Origin of the sequence: Asticcacaulis sp. EMRT-3 (assembly GCF_030027245.1) — a bacterium.
Taxonomy (GTDB): domain Bacteria; phylum Pseudomonadota; class Alphaproteobacteria; order Caulobacterales; family Caulobacteraceae; genus Asticcacaulis.
This window is the reverse complement of the sequence record NZ_JASERT010000001.1, coordinates 1,012,494-1,033,416: the sequence shown is the minus strand read 5'-3', so window position 1 is coordinate 1,033,416 and position 20,923 is coordinate 1,012,494. Positions and strand designations below refer to the sequence as shown.

Here is a 20,923-nt window from a genome sequence, read left to right as displayed (position 1 = left end):
CGCCCCATAAAGCCGGAGATTTAAAAATGGGAGGGGGATCGAGACGGTTTAAACCGCCTGCGGCCCGGACTCCCCGGTGCGGATGCGAACGACCTCGATGATGTCGCTCACAAAGATCTTGCCGTCGCCGATCTTGCCTGTGCGTGCGGCCGTCTGGATGGCTTCCAGTGCCGCGGGTGCCAGGTCGTCGGAAACGACGAGCTCAATTTTGATTTTCGGAAGAAAATCAACAACGTATTCAGCCCCACGGTAAAGTTCCGAGTGGCCTTTCTGGCGGCCATAGCCCTTGGCCTCCAGCACGGTCATGCCTTGTACGCCGATTTCCTGAAGGGCTTCCTTCACTTCGTCGAGCTTAAAGGGTTTAATGACGGCTTCTATCTTTTTCATGAGCAATCCATAGAACGAGACCGTTCAACGTCGTACCTTGTTTGCATTGCGCAAGAATGCAAGCCGTTTTGCGGGCACTAGGCTCACATGGCTGTAAAAATCGATTACGATGCGTGAACGCGATGGGTGTGCGTTTAGCCCTTGAGAGCTTAAATTTCAAAGAAAAAATACGTTTTAGCGTGATTTGATGACATATAAAGCGAAAATCGTCGGAAGTCATCGTCGCTTTTCGCCGCATAAACGAAAACCGGCTTGGCATATGACCTCATGGCGGCATAGCTCATTATAAAACGGCGCATTCGCTGCAATGCGTCATGTGCTGGCGCTTGACGTGAGGCGGGCTTTGCGTCAGACAGGCGGCCCGCAAGCGCGTCCTCAGGTCTTGCGGTCACTGAACGGCCTGCGCAAGCGGATGTGGCGGAACTGGTAGACGCATTGGATTTAGGTTCTGATTGAACTTGTAAAAAATAGCATAAAATCAATCGTTTGCAACGATTTATTTTTTAACTGTGTCTAAAACTGTGCCCAAAAAGCGTGTTCACATACGATTTGAGCCGAGTTTTGGCGTGGCCAATTTATCCTGCCGGTACACATACCAGGCCCCGTCTATCGTGGTCTTTGCACGACAGAGGCTTAGATCGCGAGCGATGGTGCATAATGGGGATAGTGGGGCGATGTTGGCATCCGGCAACAGCATGCCAGTGCCTCGCATCATCCCTTCTATAGAGCAGGGATGTGGGAGACTACTTAGGCTGGGATCATCCTGCTGCTCGGGACAAGCCGGGACGCCGATTGCAGTTTACGCTTTCGTACTCAGCCCCTCAAGGAACGGCATTGCCTGCCGCCTCAATGCTTGACCAATGTGACGAGCGCATTAAGGCCGATCTTAAACGGTTGGGAGGGGAAGCCAGAAATACACGAATGCCACTCAGCACTGTTGAGGCAGTTGAGTTTCCTGACTTTCATGGATCCCAAAACCCAACTACGCTCTGGGACGAAGGGATTGCACGCCTAAGCAGCAAAAGGCCAGGTGGCATGGTGATCATTGACGAGCAAGGCAAGCATATAAAGTGGGGTAGCGAAAAAGAGGTTATGAACGCTTCCCGTATGGTCGAAGAAGAGATGCAAAAAGCCTCTGCGATACGAGGAATCGACCGCCGAACGATCACGGTCTTGGTGGCGGGCGTCGGGCTAGCCGTTTTAGGAGGCTTGGCGGTTTATTGGGGTAGTCAAAATAAAGGGTGGGCGACGAGGACAAGTGAAAGCGATTCGCCGGCGGCCCAGCGCGGGTTACGTTAGGAAGGTTATCGATCATATTATGGACTATTTTGATCGATAAAATGACGATTTATCGATCATCCTGCTGGCGGCAGTTTGCGGGGTGTTAAATTTTCGGCGGTTAACGCCGAGGATTTTCATTTTTGTAAACTGCGCGGCGCACCTTGGAGCCGCTCGCGTCACCTGACAGCCATCGCTCATCGGGGCGCAACCAGAGAATAAGCTATGAATTATTGTGCTGATCCCCGCACCTTATTCAATGTGCGCGCCACGGGTCACTTAGTGGAATCTGCAGGCCGTCAAAATCCTTGATATTGCGTGTTGCCAGGGCAGCTCCTGCGGCAGCGGCAATGCCTGCAATCATCATATCCGACGGATGTGCCGCTTGGCCCGACGCTTCGCGAATAGCCCGAAATTGGCCCGCCTTATAGGCCGCCACTTCGTCAAATGGCAGTACAGCGAGTGCCTGGATATAGGCCGCAAAGCTTGCTTGCAATTCTGTCTTGCGTCGCCCATTTGGCAAGCGCTGCAATCCATATTCGATTTCCGCGACGGTGATGGTTGTCGTCGTTAAGGGTATCTCTCCAAGCTGCATCAGCCAGTCGTGCACGTGGAAATCAGGCTGAGGTTTCATCAATTCGGAAACCACATTGGTATCGAGAATGATCATCGGCCGCCCTTGTCGTCAGCCCCAAAATCGGGCGCGGCCCGATCTGCGGTGCGGCTTGGCAATGGAAGGTCAATGCCTTTGCCTTTGTCGAACAACTGGCGCGACAATGCCCAAAGGCCGGTGGCGGTAACGCCTCCCGTGGCACGTTTCAGTATGACACGGGCCTCTTCCTCCATGGAATGGCCGTGTTGGGCGGCCAGAACGCGCAGGCGCTCTTTGATGGCATCATCAATATTTCTGATTGTCAGTGTAGCCACGATGGTTCTCCATATCTTGCAAGCGCAGCCAGTATACCAAGCGCAATCAATGACCGCAATGAAATCATTGCGGTCGCGTTGTGGGTTTTATCCCTTCGTGATCTTTGGGCTTGTTTTTGCAAGCTGGCGTGCGAACGCACGCGGGAAAGGGAGCGACGTGAACACGGCGCGAGATGCGCGAACGCGCCAGCCTTTCTGTCAGGAAGAAAAAATTTTACCCCTCCTCAAATCGCAAATTTCGTTAAAATCAGAGGCAAAAAGGCTGGATAATGTGTGTCCAAGTCTACTATTTGAAAATGTTTAGAAATTTTTGCTCTACAAATTGTATTAACTTGAGTAAACAGGCATAACTATTTAAATTCATTGAATTTGCGGGTGTGGCGGAATTGGTAGACGCACCAGATTTAGGTTCTGATTGAACTTATTAAAAATAGCATAAAATCAGTAGTTTGCAACGATTTAATTTTTAACTGTGTCCAAAACTGTGTCTGATGACCCTTGTTTTCACACGTTTTTATTAGCCGGTGAGCAGCGCGCGCCTTTTGGTCAGGCGCAGCGGTAGATATAAGGCGCGCCATCGATGGTAACTTGGCCGTAGTCGATGCTCAAATCTCGGGCCATAGAATCATAATCGAGATAGTTTTGGATGCTGTCGGGGATGTCACCAAATAGGCCGTCATCGACAAACTGTATGGCCAGGTCGCGGAGCGATTCGCAGGCGTACAGGTCCACCTCGAACTTGTCCGGGCTGTCGCTACCGAGGTCAAAGCTGTAACCCGCCTCGCCAATGGCAATAATGACCCTGATTTTGTCATCGGCGCTCCAAATTTCCACCGCATCAAAATACCCGCCAACGCTACCTTGATGGATGCCGAGCGCCCCAAACAGGTGACAGTCCAGGCCTTCACCCTGGATAAATTGGATTTCAAATTCCTCGACCAACTGGCCGTAGGCGTTTCTAAGTCCTGCAGACTTGGCGAGATAATCCGCCTCACTGTCAAAATAGAAGCCGATAGCGGATGTGTCGTAGGGTTGGGCGTAAAGAGTGGGCATGGTCTGTTTCCCTCATTGAGCTTGGGTTGCGCATAGCAACCGTTGGCTCCCGCCGAGGGTGGGGGTAGCAACCGCAAGGGCAGCTCATGGCGAGGGGCATCACCCGGCCTGCACACAGCGAAGCACAGGAAGGCTGGGGATACGCCACGGGCTGTTCATCGCAGACCCTTGCGAGCGCGTGGGGCAAAGCCCGTAGTCCAATCAATCACATAGATGACTTGGTTCTAATTTTACATCCATTGCAAGAGTAGAAGAACTCAGATAGCGTCCCAACTTGGAGGTGTATTTTGAGCAATGGCAGCCCGAAATTCAGTGCAGCCCCTTCGGCTGCGGGATACTTTTATCAAGCGCGCTTGGCGCTAGCATTGTGTATTCCGCACGTGAACAAGGGCACAAATATTGAAGTCGCTATTGAGCGACTTGACGATATATCATTCTCGGCTAATTACACCCCACTAGAACTGTTACAAGTTAAGCATCATATCGACAGGGTTGGGAGCTTGACCGATTCAAGCCCTGACCTATGGAAAACACTTCGTATCTGGGCGGAAGCCATAACTAATAATCCGTCTCTACCTTCGAGAACACGACTTGTTCTCGTGACAACAGGGGTGGCTCCAGATGAGTCGGTGGCTTCTTTGTTACGTCCGCAAGCAGCATATCCTGCCGGTGTGAAACGTGATCCAAAATCGGCGGCTGATAGGCTCTCTAAAGTCGCAGAGACGTCAACAAATCTGGCTTTAAAGCCTGCCTTTGCGGCTTTCTTGGCCTTAACTGAGCCCATGCGTGCATCGCTTTTGAGTGTAGTCGAGGTTGTTGATCGTCAGGAGGTTCTCGCAAATCTTGATGAAGTTTTGGAAGATTTGCTGAGACTAAGCGCGCCAAACGGAAAAGCCGCCGAAGCCCGTGAGCGTTTGGAAGGTTGGTGGTGGCCGCGTGTTTGTAGTTCATTAGCGAGCGCCCAAGCGTCACCAATTGCTATCGCGGAGCTTGAGGCAAAATTGGACGATATCCGGGATATGCTGAAGAGAGATGCGTTAGTCGCAGATCTCGAATTTGCCGTGCCCTCAGATAACGATGTAGAGCAATATGAGGGTTTTCACTTCGTTAGACAACTAAAGGCTATAGGCATTGGTGGCAATCGTATTGGTTACGCGAAAAGGGATTACTACCGTGCCTTCGCCCAGAGATCAAAATGGACGAGAGAGCATGTCGTGTTGGATGGCGAACTCGAAAATTTTGAGGCTGTTTTAATTGAAGAGTGGGAGCCTCGATTTAGCGCGATGTGCGATGCCAATGCAATCGCTGAGGCAACTGATCCAGTGCTGCGCCAAGCTGGGCAACAGATTTACCAATGGGTTGAAGCTGAGGCGCGCTTCCCGCTGCGATCATATACATCACGTTTTCTCAGTGTGGGTTCCTACCATATGTTGGCAAATGATCTTCGGGTAGGCTGGCATCGCGATTATTCAACTCTCTGTTTGGCAGAGGAATAGACGATGGGGACGGTGCACACACATTGGGACTTGGTTTGGCGTGAAAGACCGCCTGAGGAAGCTGCATTCTTCAACCCTGCTTTTTGTGGCGAGATGTTATTTCGTACGGTCAAAGAATACACCCGAGTGACCGAGACGGCTTTCCCATTGGCAATTTCATTCATTATTTTGCCTCTTTTGTTGCATCCAGCGTCACGACACTCCTTGCCTAGAAAGTCAAATACGGCATTTAGCGGCTGGTCGGCGGATCATGACGCTATCCTTGCTCAAATTCCGGACCGAATGTCGCGCCTTAGGTCTGTTACACGTGAATCTTTGCTATTTTTGGCTCAAATGAAGGTGATTGACATATCTGGCGATGGGGTAAAGCTTGGTAGTAACCCGCTAAAATTATCCGCTAAACCCCAAATTACGACCAAAGAAGTTGACGATATCAGAAGTGCGGCAGGCTTGCTGGGCCGTTGGTTTGCCAGTCAAGCCAAGCCAGCAATGGTACTTCAAAGTATGGGGGTAAGAATATGACTTTCCAAATTCGGGCGATTGCGGTCTATTCCAAGGAAGGTGAATGCCGTGATATTCGATTTGAGCTTAACACGCTTAATATCGTAACCGGCGCGTCCAAAACTGGCAAATCAGCGCTGTTAGATATAGTCGATTATTGCTGGGGTCGCTCTGAATGCACAATTGCTGAGGGCGAGATTCGGCGTGGCGTCTCATGGTTCGTCGTATTATTCGATCGGGATGGCGAAGGTATCTTAATTGCACGGCGGAATCCTGGTCCAGCAGGTAAGGCAAGTGAAGATATTTATTTTGAGCGTGGTGTCGAAGATTTGCCGACAAGCTCTAACCTGTTCGCCAAAAACATAACTGTAGATGGTCTGCGATCTCACCTATCTTCGTTACTTGGTATTGCCGAAAATTTGCTAACACCTGAAATCGGGGCAACTCGAAAACCTTTAGAGGCTTCTTCCAGTCAGGCCATTTTCTTCTGCCTCCAAGCACAGGATGAAATTGCCAATCGTCGGCTCCTGTTTCATCGTCAGGGCGAACAATTTATTCCGCAGGCAATAAAAGATTCCTTACCCTATTTTGTTGGAGCGATGGGAGAAGACTATTTTCTTAAGCAGAAGAGATATGATGATGCTCGGGCTCGCTTGCGTCGGCTTGAACGCGAATTCACTGAAATGCGGGCATTAGCACAAGAGGCAGAGGGGACAACTCGTAGTCTCTTTCAGGAAGCAAAGCGGGTTGGCCTTTTAGCTCCCGAAGCTTCCGCAGATTCCCCCGAAGCCATTCGAAGGATGCTATCGGAGGCGGCGGCCCCTAAGTCACTTAGTTATGCTAATATCGATGATCCATCGGCCGATTTAAGCGACTTAGAAGAACGCCGGCGCCGTTTGCGCGCGGAATTGCAAGAACTGCGTGAGGAAATTAAAGAGTTGGGTAAGCTAGCCCGAGACACATCTGATTTTGAAAATGAAGCAAAGGAACAGCAGGCGAGGCTCGCTTCTATAGGCTTACTGAAGCCTGAGGATGCTATTCATAACGTTTGCCCAGTATGCGACAGCCAGCTTCGGACACCGGTTCCTTCAGTTGATGAAATTCATCGCTCGTTTGAGGGCCTTGAAAGGCAGCTTGCTTCGGTAAGGAAAGACAATCCTCGTCTTCAAAGTCGGATTGCTGAACTTGAAACACAGATGACGGCCAGAGAAGAGGAAATGAAAGGTGTGCAACAGGACATAACCTCCCGCATTGCCGACAACGAGAGACTTAGAATTGAGCAGGATCAGTTTACTGAACAGGCCCGCGTTTCGGGAAGAATCGGGTATTATTTGGACAGCGTTAAGTCGATCTCGTCTGATGACGGAATTCGCGTAGAAATTGCACGCTTGCGTGCAGAAGTATCAGAACTGGAACGCGCACTTGATCAAGAAGCTATGGAAGAGCGTCTCACCACTGCGCTGAGCTTGGTTGGACGCGATATTACCACCTACGCCGTTCAACTAGGTTTAGAGCATGGCGACAATCAACTGCGCCTTGACCGCAAAAACCTTACTGTAGTTGCTGATACCGTAGATGGCCCGCTATCATTATCTCAAATTGGCAGTGGTGAAAACTGGGTTGGCTATCATGTTGCTGCTCACCTTGCTATCCATAAGCTGTTTAGGGCCAAGACAAGGCCCATACCAGCGTTTCTCATGTTTGATCAGCCATCGCAGGCTCACTATCCTCCTGAGCGTGATGTTGGTCAGATTACAGGGGAGGATGAAGATCAGTTGGCTGTAACCCGGCTGTATAAGCTACTTTGGGATTACGTGCATCAACCAGAGGCTAAAACGCAAATTATTGTCACCGACCACGTTGAGCTATTACAGGACTGGTTCCTAAGTTCGATAACGCAGCGGTGGCGTGATGGCATCAAACTGGTCCCGGTTGCTTGGCTTAGGCAAAACTAGCTCCTGTCAGCCTGCGTAGTTGCTCCCACAATTCGCGGTGTAGATTTTGTCCCTAAAATGGAGCCCCATATACTAATTACGAGACCTGCTTAACGGATATCATTGAGGATATTTAAGGTTCAAATATCGTATAATTCACATTTTGGCCGTCCCAATGGACACCATGTCTCGGGCCGCCATTGTTTTCAGGAACCACAAGTAATACGTCTTCAAGTGGTCGGCTGCCATTATGGGGAGCATGCCACTGGAAAGTCTCGTCAAAGGCCCAAGCCGTCTCTACAGGCGCTTCTGGGGCGAAATAATGGCAGTAGACAAACTCAAGTTTTGATTGGGCAGGGTTGAAACTCCGCACACGTTGAATGATCTTCTCGTAACGCCGTTGCTCAACGTCATCTCCTGACAGCGCTTCAAAGCCTATATGAATGATGCCGGGGGCATCAGTCGGCAATTGGCTGTTGGCCTCAACCAATTTAGACTGAATATCACGTGCTTTCTTTTCGATTGCTGCCTCGGAATGGCTGGACCATCGCGCCAGAACCGCGAGGTCAATTTCGTCAATGAAGTGCGGGTTTGGCGCGTATTTCATGCGTAAGACTGAGACGAGGCTATCGTAGCGGACATAAGAGCCAGTAAGGGTCTTGTTGAAAACAGGGCCAGGGTGAAGAATGTAGCCTTTTTTGAGCGACTCTTGAATGGGGCCTAAATCGAGGTTTTTTAGGATTCCGACCCCAATGCCATCGTGCCAAATCCATGCCGGTAGGCCTGATTTGATAAATTGCCCCACTTTGACCGAAAGATATGTATCAGGCACGTCGTTTAGTTCGACGTTGAAACGAACAGTTAGAAGCGTGCTTCGCTGTTCTTGTAACGCGAGCGCCGCGCTGGGTGGCTTCCAAAGTTGCCGCATACGTGCGCGTTCTTGTTCGATGTATTCACCACCCTCGATGCGTTTGCATTCGACGGCATAGTGCTTGCCGTCCTTCTCGACGTCCAGGTCATGGGTGCGTGCGATGCCACGTTGTCTTGGCTTGAATTTTACCTTCCACCCCGCACGGGCGTATGCCGCAGCGACAAGAATCTCGAATAGGCCACCATTGGGTTGGGATTTCTCACGCGCAGTGATCTCCTGAGCTTTTTCAACAAAGCCTTCGACACCATGTAAGGTATCGAGGTTGCGGCCAATTGCTGCTAGGATTGGGATTACTCGGCAACCGTAGACCGGCTCATAATTCTGTGGGTGATCAGTGAAGGATTCTCCTAAGAAAAGGAACCATGCGAACTGGTCCCGTTCGTCGAAGAAGCGTCCTTTTTCGTCAGTCGTCTCAGGCTCGCTGATTAGCGAATTGTAAAATCGCTTGGCTACTGCTTCGCGACGACGCGACCATTCATCGTCGGGCATCAATGAAACGAAAAAGCGAACGCCTTTTTTGAGGTCAGGAAACTCACCGTACATTGGTACCTCCCCCTCTCGAAGGCGGAACATATCCTCAGGGAATTCGAGCAGGGGCATATTGGTTCCTCAAAAGGAATAGATGTTTAGGCGCTTAATACGCCTGGGGCTATTGGCTTTGTCAGCTTCATCGCTGCATTTGCTCGTCCAAGTTTCCTTTGTCATAGGTTGTTCTGACGGAGTGTGTGGGTTTGCAGTTATTGTATGTCACTCACACTTATAGCCGGAATTGACTCCATCGGGATATTCAAATGATACCTGGTAGACTTGCGTTCCCCTGTCCGTACAAGCGCTCCCATATCGGCAAGGCCATTCAGGTCGCGGGTGGCGGTCGCGGGCGGGGCGTCAGTGATGCTCATATATTTGGCGGCGCTCAGGCCGCCGGTAAATCCGTCCAGACCGGCAGCGAACAGGCGTAGCAGCGCCTTCTCCTGGCGGGGGTTTAGTTGGCCGCGTAAGGTATCGATCAAGCGGGATTTGTTCAGGATGAATTCGACCTGGGCGAGGGTATATTTCTGGGCCTCAATTGCCTTGGTGGCAAACCACAGCAGCCAATCGGTCACTTCCAGACCGTGGCTGCCGTCCTCAAGGGCCTGATAATAGGCTTTGCGGTATTTCAGGAGGGTGCCGGACATGCCGGTGATGATGGGGGCAGATAACCCCTGCGCCAGAACCTTCTCGATGATGGCGCGACCGACGCGGCCATTCCCATCCTCGAACGGGTGGATGCTCTCGAACCACAGATGCGCGATGCCGGCGCGCGTGACCGGGGGCAGGGGAGTGCCACCATTCGGGCCGCTCTGTTCCAGCCAACCCATGAACCGGGCCATTTCGCTGCTGACCTGTTTAGACGGCGGCGCTTCAAAATGCACCTTGGGTTCATAGATGGCCCCGGAGACAATCTGCATCGGGTCGTCGTGGGTGCGATAGCGCCCCACATCTTTGATGTCGGTGCGGCCATTCATGAGCAGGCGGTGCCAGTTCATCAGAACCGGCTCCTCCAGCGGCCCCGGCAGGTGCTGGTACAGATCGACCATCATTTCCGCGATACCGGCCTCTGCCGGGTTGCTACGGCGGTGATCGGTAGCCATGCCCAGATGCCTGCGGATGGAGGATTGCACGCTGTCGCGGTCAAGGCGTTCCCCCTCGATGGCCGAAGTATCGACGGCCTCATGGCTCATGATTTCGATGCTGAGGCCCTGCCGTTCGGTCTCGTCCAGGTGCTTTGATGCACCAATGACGACACCGGCGCCCTCAACGAAAAGGGCTTCCGCCTTAGCCAATTTCCGCGCATCCCAGCGGAAATTCGGCCAGTCTTTTTCTTCCCAATTCCACGACATGATGAATACCGGCTCCATTTATCCATCAAAATATAGCCCATAATGATTGATAAAGATAGCGTTTATCCATCACGTTTGACTTTGAGCAAGCGCATGGCCATGCGGCGCGGGGGTATCAGGGGGTGCGCTGAACGCCCCTGACTGGGCACGGGAGAGTTCCCGTACCGGCGCTGGGAGGGAACCTAAAGCGCCGGTTGAGATGGCCACGATAAGCTACTGCTTATCTTAACTTTCGAGATTAATTTTCGCTTGAAAGTTGTTAACCAATGACAATAATCAACCCTTAATTGTCCTCTTTTAGAGTGCACGTCGCTTGCGATGTATAAGTGCACACATGTGACCTTTCTTAACTTTTGTCGTTGGAAGGGAGTAAAGTTTTGGCCATCTACCATTTGCGGCTCAAGGTGCATTCGCGTTCCCTTGGCCGAGCCCCCAAACCGGGTGGGGCGACCCGGCGTTCAGCGGTTGCCGCTGCGGCCTACCGCTCCGGCGAGAAGCTCTATGATCAGGCGCAGGGGCGCTGGTTCGAGTTCGACAAGCCGGACGTTGTTCATACTGAGATCATGAGCCCCGTCAACCGGGAAGTGGCCCCGTGGGTATTCGACAGACAAACACTGTGGAACCGGGTGGAGGCATCCGAGAAACGGGCGGACGCGCAGTTGGCGCGGGAGATTGAAATCACCCTGCCGCGTGAGCTGAGCAAGGATCAACAGATAGACCTTGTGCGCCGTTTCGTGCGCGAGCAGTTCGTGAATCAGGGCATGGTGGCGGATGTTGCCATCCACAGCCCCAAGGCGGCGGACGGGCAGGAGCAGCCGCATGCGCATGTGCTGCTGACGCTGCGCAGGCTGGACGCCAATTCTGACACCGGCTTCTCATCGCACAAGGAGCGCGATTGGAACGAGCGCCCCGACATTGCGCGGATGGTGGCGGATGCGCGTAAGCGTTTCAACGATACCGGCCTGCCGGAGGACAAGGATGTACTGGAGGCAACGGAGGCGCTGCGCAATGTGCATGTATGGCGCGCGCAATGGGCAGGATATGCCAACCGTGCGCTGGAGGCGGCAGGCGCGGAAGCGCGGATTGACCATCGCACACTGGAGAAGCAGGGCATTTTCCGCCTACCGGAAATCGCCCTGGGCATCGCCCGCCATATTGAGCAGGCGTATGACTATCTGAAGGAGCGCATCACCCAGTGGGTGGCGATCAAAAAGCGAGCCGACCTTTACAAGGAGGTCGAGCATTACCAGTCACGCGACCCGGTGAAGCTGGCGGAGTTCGTGCTGCGGCTGGCCGACATGGCGGAGGGTTTCGCCGCCTCGTTCCGAAAACCACAAGAAGACATCCCGGAGGTGCCGCTTGAACGATGATGTTGACGCCCTTTTTGGCGGACGCACGCCTGCGCGCCCGTCCTTCCTCGACCGCGTATCACAGGGGCAGGCCAAGCCTGTCGCGGATGCCGAACCGCCGCAAGAGGCGACGGTCGGCAGCGGCCTCTACAAACCCTATGGTTTCATGCCGTCGAACACGGTGGGCGAAATCTGCGAGGTGCGGACATGGGTGAACGGCACCGATGTGCCGGAGGGGCTTGTCTTCCAATACCGCTTCCTGATGCAGGTGGGGTTCGTGGGGGACGAAATGCTCAAGCTGATGCTGCCAGATGCCATCGTGGTCATTGAAGGCAAACGCCTGCTCGACCTGCGCCAGAAGCTCACGCGCCGCATGGCGACTTTCATCCAGCAATATAACCCCCGCATCTGGCCGTCGCCGCCTTCACTGGAGCCAGTTGTCGAGAGAATCGAAGTGGTGAGACCATAATTGATCTGATGAAGAGTTCCGCTTGGACCAGCAGAACCGCAGCCACTGTCATTTTTTACTGCGACATGGCGCGATTCATGCCTTCATTTAGACTTTTGACCATCCGAAATAACATTACCGGGGTTCCCGGCGCGCCAGCTAACTCCTAAGTCAACTGCAATTTTAAAAATCTTACCTAAAGCGAAGCTTCAAGAATCTGTGAATGCAGGTTACACAACGTGATTTCGCTGAGGTCACATTCAAGCGCATCCTTTACCGGCTTACAGTAGCAGATGGATGCTCAAATGGCCGACAACGACAATTTCTATACCGATTGCTCGTCTTACGCTCCAATTGCGAGCGAAGGAATAGGTATCCTTTCAGGTATTTCTAGCGGTGTTGAAGCTGGAACCCCTGCATTGGAAGTGCCGTACATAGGTGGGGTTGCTGGAACCGTTGTTGGAGCGGTGACGGGGGATTCCACCTACCATGAGGTGCGCGATCAGATGTTGAACGGCGGATGGGATAACGTTTGCCACACTCTTTCCGATTTGAATGACGCCATATCGGATGCCGCTGTCCAAGGTGTGCTCGCGCCGCTACCTGACGATTTGCCACCTCCGCCGGAGGCACCGGTGTCATCACCTGATTCAGTGGATTCGAGCGGAAGTTCGGTCTTTGAGAGCCTGACGGAGCCTGATTATTCCAATCCCTCGTTTCAAATCTCTGGTTTTGATATCGTCTCGTCGGTAGGTTTTGACACCTCTATCTTTGATAACTCAACGTCGGGCTATGATGAGGGCGCGTCGGATAGTGGCTCAGTCTCTAGTAACTAAGCGGTAGTAAGGTTCGTAAAATGGCGGTTGCGGCTCAACAAGGCAATAACGGCGAAGCTGTACTTAATGGTACTATTGGTGCCATTGCTGCTGTCGTAGTGGACAGCGCGCTCCACGAAACACCAGTCGCATTCGCCGCACCTTACATAGCTGCTGCAACTGGAAGCGCTATGGATTACGGTTTGCAGCAGTTGCACCTCACTGAGATACTTGATGCGGATAGGCCTGAGGTCGGAGTTCCAGAGGTAATGTCAGCTACAAGTTCGCCGCTAATGGCATCTGGGCCGAGTGACGTTTTGCCCGAGGATGGTCTGCTGCTCACAGAATCATCCGACAATGATTTTTGGAAGCCCGTTACGACTTATCCTGTGCACATTGCTATGTCGACCGAGCCAGTTGTGACGATCCACGACGATGATGCCGCGACTGGGCTTGTCGGTCGAGCGGATGCATCCAGTTACGATCATTCAGTCTCGAATATGGGAGATACCGATCCGGTAGCGACATGGATAGTGCCGGATCTGGATTTGATAACTGCGCCGGTCGTATACAGTCAGGATTGCGTAAACGACGTCGGTGGCCCACTAACTGTTGGGACGAACGACCTACATATTTTTCTGCATGATTCTGGCACCATCGCCGATCCCATTGAGCCGGGAACCATGGCATATGATTTTTAGACTCTTTCTAGTGACCGGTATCATTGAGTAAGTTTCCAGGTGGGAAGTGGACGCTATGGCAGGAATTGGCGGCATTGGAGGGGCAGGATTTGCGTTTGGCCCGATAGGCGTAAGGCTACTTCAGTACTTATGGCAGACGAAGCTAGAAAAAGCTCAAACTGATCACCTTTTCGAACAGACGAACCACCTTCGTGAAGCGCATATTCGGCAATTAAATCAAGATGAGGTTCGCCGTGAAGAGCTAAGGAATGAATTCGAGAACCGGAAAGAATTGCAAGACCGCACTAAGAACGCGGATATTGAGGCGCGTCATTATCAAGACCACTTGCACCGTTGGCCTGTGCCTACATCGGCAATCAATTTCGTCAGAGCATCACGGCTCTCCAATAGCCCTTTGAATATAATGGTTGTGGCGGATGTCAGTGTAATCCCTTTTCCGACCCAGAGAACTGTTAACGGGGAGACCGTCACGGTATACGATGATGGGCGCCTTAACGCCAATGTCCATATGGGTAATATTGGGCGGGGTGTTGGGCGTTGTCGTCGTTTCGTAGATGCAAATTTGCATCCACATGTTTTGTTTTACGATTGGACGAATGAGCCGATTAAGGTGCCTGGGCAAGCGTTCACGGCAACCCTCTTTTCAGAACTCAAGAGCGAAGCTTGCGCGGTCGTCCAGGTAGGTACGGACGATTTTCCCTACATACATTTTGAGGTCTATTCTTGGGGGTGGTTGTGTGCTCGTGATGAGGTCGAGAGAGAAGTTTCCCGCACTATTAGCTTTAAAGTGGAAAAAAAAGAGGACCTTATCAACGATATATCGAATGTTCTCACAGCTATTACCACAGGTCTTATCGCGCGATTTGAAATACTCAATGGCAGGAAAAGCGCCAGGCAATCATTTTTCGGCACCCGCTCAAAACTGCGGGCGCTGCCACTGCAAATCGTAGCTGACCGATTTGGGGAAGCTACCGCGTCCGATGTGCTGACCTTACTATCTGAAACCTATGTAGGGACTATCTATCAGGTGGCCGAACGGGCACCATTGGCTGCCGCCGAAGCTGCTGCACAAGGTGCTCTAGATGCTTATTCAGTTGGGGATCAGGAGCAGGCTGAAAAGCTTGTGCAAGTCGCCTTAGAATGCTGCCATATGGCAACTGCGCCAAGGTTGAATGGCGATGCAAACTTGATCGATGAGATTATGGCTCAATATCAAGTCGGCCCAGCGAGCACGTTACAGGAAGCTCTGCAAAAAATACGTGGCATGGAACTGACGCGGACTGCATCCGCTGCTACGCCAAGCAACGAGATGACGCTTCACGAAATGGCACGTGCGGCAGGCGGCTAAATTATATGAATTGGGGGAAGTAAGTCTATGCGTATTGGGCTTTTGGCACCGGAAGAAAACGGAAAAACATCCTACCTCGTCGCCTTATATTCGGTGCTGATCAATGATCGGAATAACGACAAGACCTATCCATTGAAATTTACCGTCAAGGACCCACTGCAAAGAAGCTGGTTCAATCAATGTTTTAACAATTTAGTAGATGTCAACTTGTCGGTTCCGGAGAGATTTCCGCTCAAAACAGGCGATTTAGTCACTGAATATGTCTTTGGGGCCTCTGCCCCTGACGGCTACACGGGTTGCGATGTCACTATTGTTGATTTTCCAGGCGGCCTTTTAAGGGGAGCTAAAGGCATCGAGAGTTTAACACTGCATTTGGAATTAGTTTCGAAGCTAGAAACCTGTGACGCCTTTATCGTTTTACTTGATTCCGGCGCGCTCGCGTCTGCTAGCCCGATCCATTCATGGTTCCTGTGACCGGGTTGCCGTTTAGGTTGGCCTATGCCGAGACGCGTTTTTCCGCTTCGTGTTTTTCGCCACGCGCTGGACCAGATTTTTCTCCGATGGGGTTGATGGTGATGGCGGCGGCTTTTGGGGCATAGCCCCATTTTTCATGCAGGTGCGGGCTTGAGCGCGGCCATGATGTGACGGAAGAGACTGGCCTCTGGGCAAGCGGCGGCGAAGGCGATCCTGATGCGATGAGACGTCTCGGTGATCCGGGCGCCGATCTTCAGTAAGCGCAACCGGATGGTATTGAACTCTGCGGTCGCCAGCTTGTGGGCCTTTGGGATTTGATCCCTGACGGTGAGCATGAGCCAATAGGCGGCGGTGTGGAGGATCAGACGCATCTGGTTGGCCAGGGGGCAACGGCAGGAGGTGCGGTCGCTTTTAAGCTGGGTCTTGTGCAGCTTGATCAAGTTCTCCGCATTGCCCCGGGCGCAATAGAGCTTGGCGTATAGGGTCTCAGGATCGGGATCGCCCAGGGACGTCACGACGAAACGGTTGTCGAGACCAAGCGGCGTGGCTTCGATACGAGCAATGACGCGGCGCTCGCGCCCCCAGGATTGGGCGCCATGGCGGACTTCGGTGTAGCCGCGAACGGCGGCGGCTTGCTGTTCGGCGCGAACGACACGGATATGATCGGCAAAGGCTTCGACCTTGGCATGCAAGGGCTTGGAGCCGGGCAGTCCGAAGATATAGTCGACGCCCTTGCGCTCGGCCCAGGCCATGACCTCGGGTCTGGCGTAATGCCCGTCGCCGCGCAGGGTAATGTGAGTTTTGGGCCAGTGTTTGCGGATCCGGCGCACGATCTTGCGGACCCAGCTACGCACCTCTTTGCCGGAAGGTGTTTTACCTGGCCGCAGAATGACCACGACCGGCCGACCCGTGGCCACGTCGTAGACGTGGATAGGCTTGAAGCAATACTCGCCTTCATGGGCGTTGAAGAACGACAACTGCTGGCGGCCATGGACGACGTCGACCGTGTCGTCGATATCGAGCGTGATCTCAGCCGGGATGGCCGAGCCAAAGCTATGGCAATACTGATCGACCAGGGCGTAGGTCAGCCGGATCAGGCTACGAAGATCTGGGGCATTCTCCCAACGCGACAGCGTGGGTTGCGAGCACAGATCCTTGCCTTCCTCGGGAAGACGGCCGCAGGCGAGCTTGAACGCAGGGTCGGTGCGCAGAGAGCCCAGGTCATTGCCATCTTCATACCCGCAGGCGATGGCGAAGATCCGAGCCTTCAAGATTGACGCCACCGAGTGTGTCACCAGCAACGGATTGCGACGGTCTGGAATGAGCCGCCAAAGCCGGTCGATGATCCCGATCTGGCGTTCCGCGGCAGACAAAAGCATGACGCCGCCGTCGGAACTGATACGACCGCCATCGAAAGCAGCCGTGACTTTCTTGCGCGAAACGCTTGGCAAATCGAACGGAAGATCGGTAATCTGGTCCATGGCGGGTGTGGCACCGGCGGTGTTGGAAATGATTTAGGATTCGACACCCATAATCTATGCCAAAACAAAGCCTTACGCTACACCCGCTGCATCATTTTGCCGCTACCATGAATAAGAGCGGCTAGTGTCTATAAGATGAAGGGACGCCTAAGTCCTGACGATATAGAGAGTCTAATCACAGCTTCTATCCGCTCATCACTGGCGCGGAAATTCTCGAAGATTGGTGTCCCTGTCGTGTTTTGTATGACTAAATTCGACACCCTTGGTCTGCTGGATGGCGATAATGCAGAATTAGTCAAGTTAGCCCATGATCGCATCAAGCAGATATTTTCATATTTTTTTGAAGAAAACCATAGGCATCCTGTGATGATTACAGGGACTAGTCTCGGTCAGAATATCGACCCAGGCCCTATAAGCGACCACAACAGAAAGGGAGGGGAATTCGATCCCTTTTGCATCGTTGCGCCATTCGATTTTTGCTTATCTTTCGGCACCTTATCTGCGTCAAGATATCATGAGGGCGAAAGAAAAGGCCACGAAGTTCAAATGGCGAGAGCGCGCGCCAGAGAAATTGGAGCAAGGTATAATGGCATATTAGATAATTTTATCGGATGGTTTGAAGCAGATGCAGAGATATTTGAAATGCCAGAGGGCGCATGGAAGCGAAGGGCCAATAATGCAGAGAATTCTGCAAATTTTCAAGGTATTCGAGAGCGTTCCTTTCAGTACATAGCAAATACGTCAATCCACGCCTTTAATAAGTCTTCCACTAAAGATGTGAATTTCATTTATTTTGGTGGAGGTAAACATGAATTCGATTTAGACTCCGGGGAAGGTGTGCTGCCGTTAAGGCCATCGTGAAGGACATTGAAATGATTTGGAAGCCATTGCTGTATAGTTGCTTTGCCACCAATGGCCGAGAGTATGAATTTGATGCCATCGATTCGTCTGTAGATAGTGGTGTTGGGAAGGCAATACGTCATGCAGGTTTGCCTCCAAAGGCATGGTTTGTAGGCCATTCGGAGGACAGATGTTTTTGGGGGCGGCGTGCATTCGTCGGAGATTATCTTGGCTGGGGACATCCAATTGCACTTGATAGCGCGGGGCGGAAGTTGGAATTTACCCTTTCCTATTCGGCCCCCCATGGAACTCCGTTGCCTTCCACCTCGGCGCTGGAGCAATTGGAGGGGCAAATTACTGCCGACCTCCGAAGACTGGGAGAGCAGGCGCGTACTGAACGGCGCATTTTGAACCATATTGACGGTGTTCACCTTCCTAACTTCGAACGGCTGACTAATCCCCAAACTTTATGGGACAAAACCGTTGCCCAACTTGCGTCCAAAAAGCCTGCGGGTTTGGTGATTATTGATTCTAATGGCGCGCATATAGGTCGCCCAAGCCAAGCTGTAATTGCTGAGGCTTCCCATATAATGGAAGAAGCTGCTCAAAAAAAAACTTCTTCATTGCGAAGGATAGATCGTCGAACAATCACGGTCTTCTTGGCCGGGGTTGGACTGACGGCTTTAGGTGGGCTGGCAATGTATTTCGGGGGGCGAGAAAGGGACCGGGCGACGAGAACTACTGAAGATGAAGCTCGAACGAACCAGCGTAGTATACACTAGGAACCTTTCCTAAAATTTGTGAGCAATTGAAAATACAAGGATGGGTTGGAGGCTATTAGAGAGCCAAATCAGTTTGCGCCCTGAAACCCTATCCGTAGCACCTCTGGTAGGCGACATCCGTCTCTACAACGTTATTCGGTTCGGACAACGGCCTCAATTGAGACGATATTTCTTTAAGACAATAAGCTGCGGCAGTAATTCGGAAGCAATTGGCACGCATCCGATGCATTCATTGAGCGCATAGGCACCACCGGACAAACTGTCACTACCATTTTCTGCTTCGGCATGGCGTGTTTCACACTCCTGCCAAGGCTTTTCGCCAGCCGAAACAGCAGCACGCCTATTCCCAGCACCGTACCCAGCCAGAACACCGCCACAGCCCACTGTAGGGCACGGTCCGTGGTGGTGAACGCCATCCATGCCCCGAACACCCATGCGCTGCCGCCAACCACGTAGCGCAGCCATGGGTGGCGAGCATAGAGCGGCTGTCGTGGCGGGTTGCCACTCATGGCATCCCATTCGCGTTTCCATCGGGCGTAGGCGGTGATCTGGCGGCTGCTGTTGACGCTGTAGGAGACAGCGACCAGTGCGGCGATGGCCAGCCAGCCAGAGCCGTTGCCTGTGAGGGCATTGTAGCCCGTACAGAACATGGCGAGGACGAGCGCTAAAAGGCTCAAAGGATTGCCGAAGAGATATGCGGTCGCGCCGGGCTGTTTCATTGCTGGAAACTCACATGCAGATAGTTGCGGTGGGTGTCGCCAAACGTCTTGCCTGCCTGAAACCACAGGCCGGTGACTAGCCGCTGATTTGCGGGGCCGCCGGTGCGCAGGTGGTGGGCGAAGGCAGCAGGTTCGATTTCGTAATCCATGGTTTCGCTGTAACCGCTGGACTGACTTTCACTGTTGTTCATGCCGCGATTGCGGCCCCAATTATCTCCGGCACCGGCATTGCTGCCGGAACTGGATGACATGGAGGAGCCGCCTCGGCTGTCGGAAGATGAGCCGAAGGAGGAATTGGTGCCGAAACTACGGTTTTCACCGGCATTCATGCCGTGGGAATAGCCGGATGATTGGCCTTCGCTATAGCTGCCCCGGCGCTGTATGGAGCGGCCAATGGTGTCGGCGGCCCAGCGATTGGTTTCCGGGTCGGCATTGTTGTGGAAGATTTTGGTGACGAAATTGGCCAGCAGCATATCGGCTTTGTGCTTAGCGTTATCGCCACCCATTTTGGCGTAATAGGTCGGCAGGGACTGTGTGAGGAACACGGTGCAGGCCTTGGCGGAGCGGCAGGTGGATTGGTAATCGGTATCGAAGGCATTGACGAAATACTGGCTTTCATCGGCCCAGAGAAACACCGGGCGCTCGCGGTGCCGGTCTTCGAGGCCGTTGCGTGACAGGACGGCGCGTTGCCACATGAATTTGAAGAGCTGCTGCGCGATGATGCCGTCTTCATTCCAGGTCAGGGCGCTCATATCCATGATGATGATCGCGCCGTGGAAAGTCATCTCCGGCACCAACGTGGTTTCCGTGCAGAAGGCACTATAGAGACGCCCACGATTGAACCTGTCCAGGGCGGTTGAAAGCGAGATGGCGATATTGCTGCGGGTCTTGTTGTCGAGCTGGCCGTATTCATCGCGCCAGTAGCTTCCGGCCTTGTCGAACTCGTCTTCAGGCAAGGCATGTACCGGCGCGGTACGCGCCTGGCGCAACGCCTGAAACATGAAAGAGCTTTGCTGCCAATCCGCATCGCGGATCTGCGCAAGGCTGGTGGGGGCGGATGCGACAAAGCGGATGATGTCGGGGATGCGCACGGTGCCGGTGGCGGCGTAGAGGATAGGCAGGCAATTGCGCAGCACTTGCCGGGTGGCATCTTCCCAGAAGGCTTCGCCGCCGCGACTGGCATTGGGGTTGGTGTGGCGGGCGGCATCGAGGATGCGCATCAGGCATTCCACGACACTGCCCATGCCATCTGCGCCCTGACGCGCCAGTTCGTAGGTGATGAAGTTGAAACCGCCACCACCACGATCTCCGAACAGAACGACGGAATTGGCGCGGCCATTGGCCTTGGCGTATTTGAGCCAAAGCTCCACCTCATCCGGCTTGGCGGCCAGCACCAGCCCGCCGAAACCGGCGCGTAGATAGGCTGAGGCCAGTGCCTTGCCACTGCCGGAGGTTTTGCCGGAACCGATGCCGCCGAAGATATGCACGCCCTGCACGGCATCGCGCAGGGTGAAGTGGTCGTTCGCGGAGAGGCGCAGCAATGGCGCGTCCAGATTGCCGATGAAATCCTTGAACATGG

Annotated in this window: 21 protein-coding genes; 12 read left to right on the top strand and 9 right to left on the bottom strand. The window is 53.0% G+C overall.

The genetic code is table 11. The features are described from left to right. Window positions 1-48: 48 nt before the first annotated feature. Window positions 49-387, bottom strand: coding sequence for a P-II family nitrogen regulator (locus tag QB905_RS05080; RefSeq protein WP_282973468.1), 339 nt, complete (start codon window positions 385-387; stop codon window positions 49-51). A 1,035-nt stretch (window positions 388-1,422) separates the two neighbouring features. Here QB905_RS05080 and QB905_RS05075 point away from each other — a divergent pair. Further along, on the top strand, window positions 1,423-1,686 hold the full coding sequence (locus tag QB905_RS05075) for a hypothetical protein (protein ID WP_282973467.1): 264 nt from the start codon (window positions 1,423-1,425) through the stop codon (window positions 1,684-1,686). Window positions 1,687-1,921: 235 nt separating this feature from the next. Here QB905_RS05075 and QB905_RS05070 read toward each other — a convergent pair whose 3' ends face one another. The 3 genes from QB905_RS05070 to QB905_RS05060 all read right to left on the bottom strand — a co-directional run bounded on the left by QB905_RS05070 (window position 1,922) and on the right by QB905_RS05060 (window position 3,645). Then, entirely contained in the window at window positions 1,922-2,335 is a 414-nt protein-coding gene (locus QB905_RS05070; protein WP_282973466.1) for a PIN domain-containing protein, read from the bottom strand. After that, complete coding sequence (locus tag QB905_RS05065) at window positions 2,332-2,592, bottom strand: FitA-like ribbon-helix-helix domain-containing protein (protein WP_282973465.1); 261 nt, start codon at window positions 2,590-2,592, stop codon at window positions 2,332-2,334. Before QB905_RS05065 ends, QB905_RS05070 begins: the two co-directional genes overlap by 4 nt. 546 nt (window positions 2,593-3,138) lie before the next feature. Further along, the gene (locus tag QB905_RS05060) at window positions 3,139-3,645 is read right to left on the bottom strand and encodes an antirestriction protein ArdA (RefSeq protein WP_282973464.1); all 507 of its coding nucleotides are present in this window, start codon (window positions 3,643-3,645) and stop codon (window positions 3,139-3,141) included. Window positions 3,646-3,932: 287 nt separating this feature from the next. On the opposite strand from QB905_RS05060, the gene QB905_RS05055 reads away from it, so the two are divergent. Genes QB905_RS05055 through QB905_RS05045 form a run of 3 tightly spaced genes read left to right on the top strand, consistent with a single transcriptional unit; the run spans window position 3,933 to window position 7,597 of the window. Next, entirely contained in the window at window positions 3,933-5,141 is a 1,209-nt protein-coding gene (locus QB905_RS05055; RefSeq protein ID WP_282973463.1) for an ABC-three component system protein, read from the top strand. Between the two features lie 3 nt (window positions 5,142-5,144). Continuing rightward, window positions 5,145-5,663 (top strand): three component ABC system middle component, encoded by a 519-nt coding sequence (locus QB905_RS05050; RefSeq protein WP_282973462.1) that lies wholly within the window; start codon window positions 5,145-5,147, stop codon window positions 5,661-5,663. After that, window positions 5,660-7,597, top strand: a complete 1,938-nt coding sequence (locus QB905_RS05045; RefSeq protein WP_282973461.1) for a DUF3732 domain-containing protein — start codon at window positions 5,660-5,662, stop codon at window positions 7,595-7,597. The genes QB905_RS05050 and QB905_RS05045 overlap by 4 nt, the downstream gene beginning before the upstream one ends. 112 nt (window positions 7,598-7,709) lie before the next feature. Here QB905_RS05045 and QB905_RS05040 read toward each other — a convergent pair whose 3' ends face one another. Beyond that, entirely contained in the window at window positions 7,710-9,107 is a 1,398-nt protein-coding gene (locus QB905_RS05040; RefSeq protein WP_282973460.1) for a hypothetical protein, read from the bottom strand. 137 nt (window positions 9,108-9,244) lie between these two features. Next, window positions 9,245-10,387, bottom strand: a complete 1,143-nt coding sequence (locus QB905_RS05035) for a Fic family protein (RefSeq protein ID WP_282973459.1) — start codon at window positions 10,385-10,387, stop codon at window positions 9,245-9,247. Between the two features lie 377 nt (window positions 10,388-10,764). Between QB905_RS05035 and mobQ the strand changes: the two genes are divergently transcribed. From mobQ to QB905_RS05005, 6 genes are all read left to right on the top strand, one after another. Further along, on the top strand, window positions 10,765-11,757 hold the full coding sequence (gene mobQ / locus QB905_RS05030; protein WP_282973458.1) for a MobQ family relaxase: 993 nt from the start codon (window positions 10,765-10,767) through the stop codon (window positions 11,755-11,757). Continuing rightward, on the top strand, window positions 11,747-12,205 hold the full coding sequence (locus tag QB905_RS05025) for a hypothetical protein (RefSeq protein WP_282973457.1): 459 nt from the start codon (window positions 11,747-11,749) through the stop codon (window positions 12,203-12,205). Before mobQ ends, QB905_RS05025 begins: the two co-directional genes overlap by 11 nt. Before the next feature lie 284 nt (window positions 12,206-12,489). After that, window positions 12,490-13,020 carry a hypothetical protein gene (locus QB905_RS05020; protein WP_282973456.1) on the top strand — a complete coding sequence of 177 codons (531 nt, stop codon included), beginning with the start codon at window positions 12,490-12,492 and terminating at the stop codon, window positions 13,018-13,020. Window positions 13,021-13,040: 20 nt separating this feature from the next. Further along, window positions 13,041-13,700, top strand: coding sequence for a hypothetical protein (locus tag QB905_RS05015; RefSeq protein ID WP_282973455.1), 660 nt, complete (start codon window positions 13,041-13,043; stop codon window positions 13,698-13,700). Between the two features lie 55 nt (window positions 13,701-13,755). Beyond that, on the top strand, window positions 13,756-15,048 hold the full coding sequence (locus QB905_RS05010; protein ID WP_282973454.1) for a hypothetical protein: 1,293 nt from the start codon (window positions 13,756-13,758) through the stop codon (window positions 15,046-15,048). A gap of 27 nt (window positions 15,049-15,075) precedes the next feature. Next, a complete protein-coding gene (locus tag QB905_RS05005) occupies window positions 15,076-15,522 on the top strand; it encodes a hypothetical protein (protein WP_282973453.1) in 447 nt (148 codons plus the stop codon). A 134-nt stretch (window positions 15,523-15,656) separates the two neighbouring features. Here the strand turns inward: QB905_RS05005 and QB905_RS05000 are convergent, their stop codons facing one another. Then, window positions 15,657-17,003, bottom strand: coding sequence for an IS1380 family transposase (locus tag QB905_RS05000; RefSeq protein WP_282972822.1), 1,347 nt, complete (start codon window positions 17,001-17,003; stop codon window positions 15,657-15,659). A 135-nt stretch (window positions 17,004-17,138) separates the two neighbouring features. On the opposite strand from QB905_RS05000, the gene QB905_RS04995 reads away from it, so the two are divergent. Continuing rightward, window positions 17,139-17,864: a hypothetical protein gene (locus QB905_RS04995; protein WP_282973452.1), complete on the top strand. Its 726-nt coding sequence runs from the start codon at window positions 17,139-17,141 to the stop codon at window positions 17,862-17,864. Further along, entirely contained in the window at window positions 17,861-18,625 is a 765-nt protein-coding gene (locus tag QB905_RS04990) for a hypothetical protein (RefSeq protein WP_282973451.1), read from the top strand. Before QB905_RS04995 ends, QB905_RS04990 begins: the two co-directional genes overlap by 4 nt. Window positions 18,626-18,798: 173 nt before the next feature. On the opposite strand, the gene QB905_RS04985 is transcribed toward QB905_RS04990, so the two are convergent. Beyond that, window positions 18,799-19,344 carry a hypothetical protein gene (locus tag QB905_RS04985; RefSeq protein ID WP_282973450.1) on the bottom strand — a complete coding sequence of 182 codons (546 nt, stop codon included), beginning with the start codon at window positions 19,342-19,344 and terminating at the stop codon, window positions 18,799-18,801. Then, a complete protein-coding gene (locus QB905_RS04980; RefSeq protein WP_282973449.1) occupies window positions 19,341-20,921 on the bottom strand; it encodes a type IV secretory system conjugative DNA transfer family protein in 1,581 nt (526 codons plus the stop codon). The genes QB905_RS04985 and QB905_RS04980 overlap by 4 nt, the downstream gene beginning before the upstream one ends. Between the last annotated feature and the right edge of the window lie 2 nt (window positions 20,922-20,923).

Excerpts from the sequence above, each read along its gene's own strand:
- QB905_RS05080 (WP_282973468.1), bottom strand. The coding sequence starts at position 387 with ATGAAAAAGATAGAAGCCGTCATTAAACCCTTTAAGCTCGACGAAGTG.
- QB905_RS05075 (WP_282973467.1), top strand. The coding sequence starts at position 1,423 with ATGGTGATCATTGACGAGCAAGGCAAGCATATAAAGTGGGGTAGCGAA.
- QB905_RS05070 (WP_282973466.1), bottom strand. The coding sequence starts at position 2,335 with ATGATCATTCTCGATACCAATGTGGTTTCCGAATTGATGAAACCTCAG.
- QB905_RS05060 (WP_282973464.1), bottom strand. The coding sequence starts at position 3,645 with ATGCCCACTCTTTACGCCCAACCCTACGACACATCCGCTATCGGCTTC.
- QB905_RS05050 (WP_282973462.1), top strand. The coding sequence starts at position 5,145 with ATGGGGACGGTGCACACACATTGGGACTTGGTTTGGCGTGAAAGACCG.
- QB905_RS05045 (WP_282973461.1), top strand. The coding sequence starts at position 5,660 with ATGACTTTCCAAATTCGGGCGATTGCGGTCTATTCCAAGGAAGGTGAA.
- QB905_RS05040 (WP_282973460.1), bottom strand. The coding sequence starts at position 9,107 with ATGCCCCTGCTCGAATTCCCTGAGGATATGTTCCGCCTTCGAGAGGGG.
- QB905_RS05035 (WP_282973459.1), bottom strand. The coding sequence starts at position 10,387 with ATGTCGTGGAATTGGGAAGAAAAAGACTGGCCGAATTTCCGCTGGGAT.
- QB905_RS05020 (WP_282973456.1), top strand. The coding sequence starts at position 12,490 with ATGGCCGACAACGACAATTTCTATACCGATTGCTCGTCTTACGCTCCA.
- QB905_RS05015 (WP_282973455.1), top strand. The coding sequence starts at position 13,041 with ATGGCGGTTGCGGCTCAACAAGGCAATAACGGCGAAGCTGTACTTAAT.
- QB905_RS05010 (WP_282973454.1), top strand. The coding sequence starts at position 13,756 with ATGGCAGGAATTGGCGGCATTGGAGGGGCAGGATTTGCGTTTGGCCCG.
- QB905_RS05005 (WP_282973453.1), top strand. The coding sequence starts at position 15,076 with ATGCGTATTGGGCTTTTGGCACCGGAAGAAAACGGAAAAACATCCTAC.
- QB905_RS05000 (WP_282972822.1), bottom strand. The coding sequence starts at position 17,003 with ATGGACCAGATTACCGATCTTCCGTTCGATTTGCCAAGCGTTTCGCGC.
- QB905_RS04995 (WP_282973452.1), top strand. The coding sequence starts at position 17,139 with ATGAAGGGACGCCTAAGTCCTGACGATATAGAGAGTCTAATCACAGCT.
- QB905_RS04985 (WP_282973450.1), bottom strand. The coding sequence starts at position 19,344 with ATGAAACAGCCCGGCGCGACCGCATATCTCTTCGGCAATCCTTTGAGC.
- QB905_RS04980 (WP_282973449.1), bottom strand. The coding sequence starts at position 20,921 with ATGTTCAAGGATTTCATCGGCAATCTGGACGCGCCATTGCTGCGCCTC.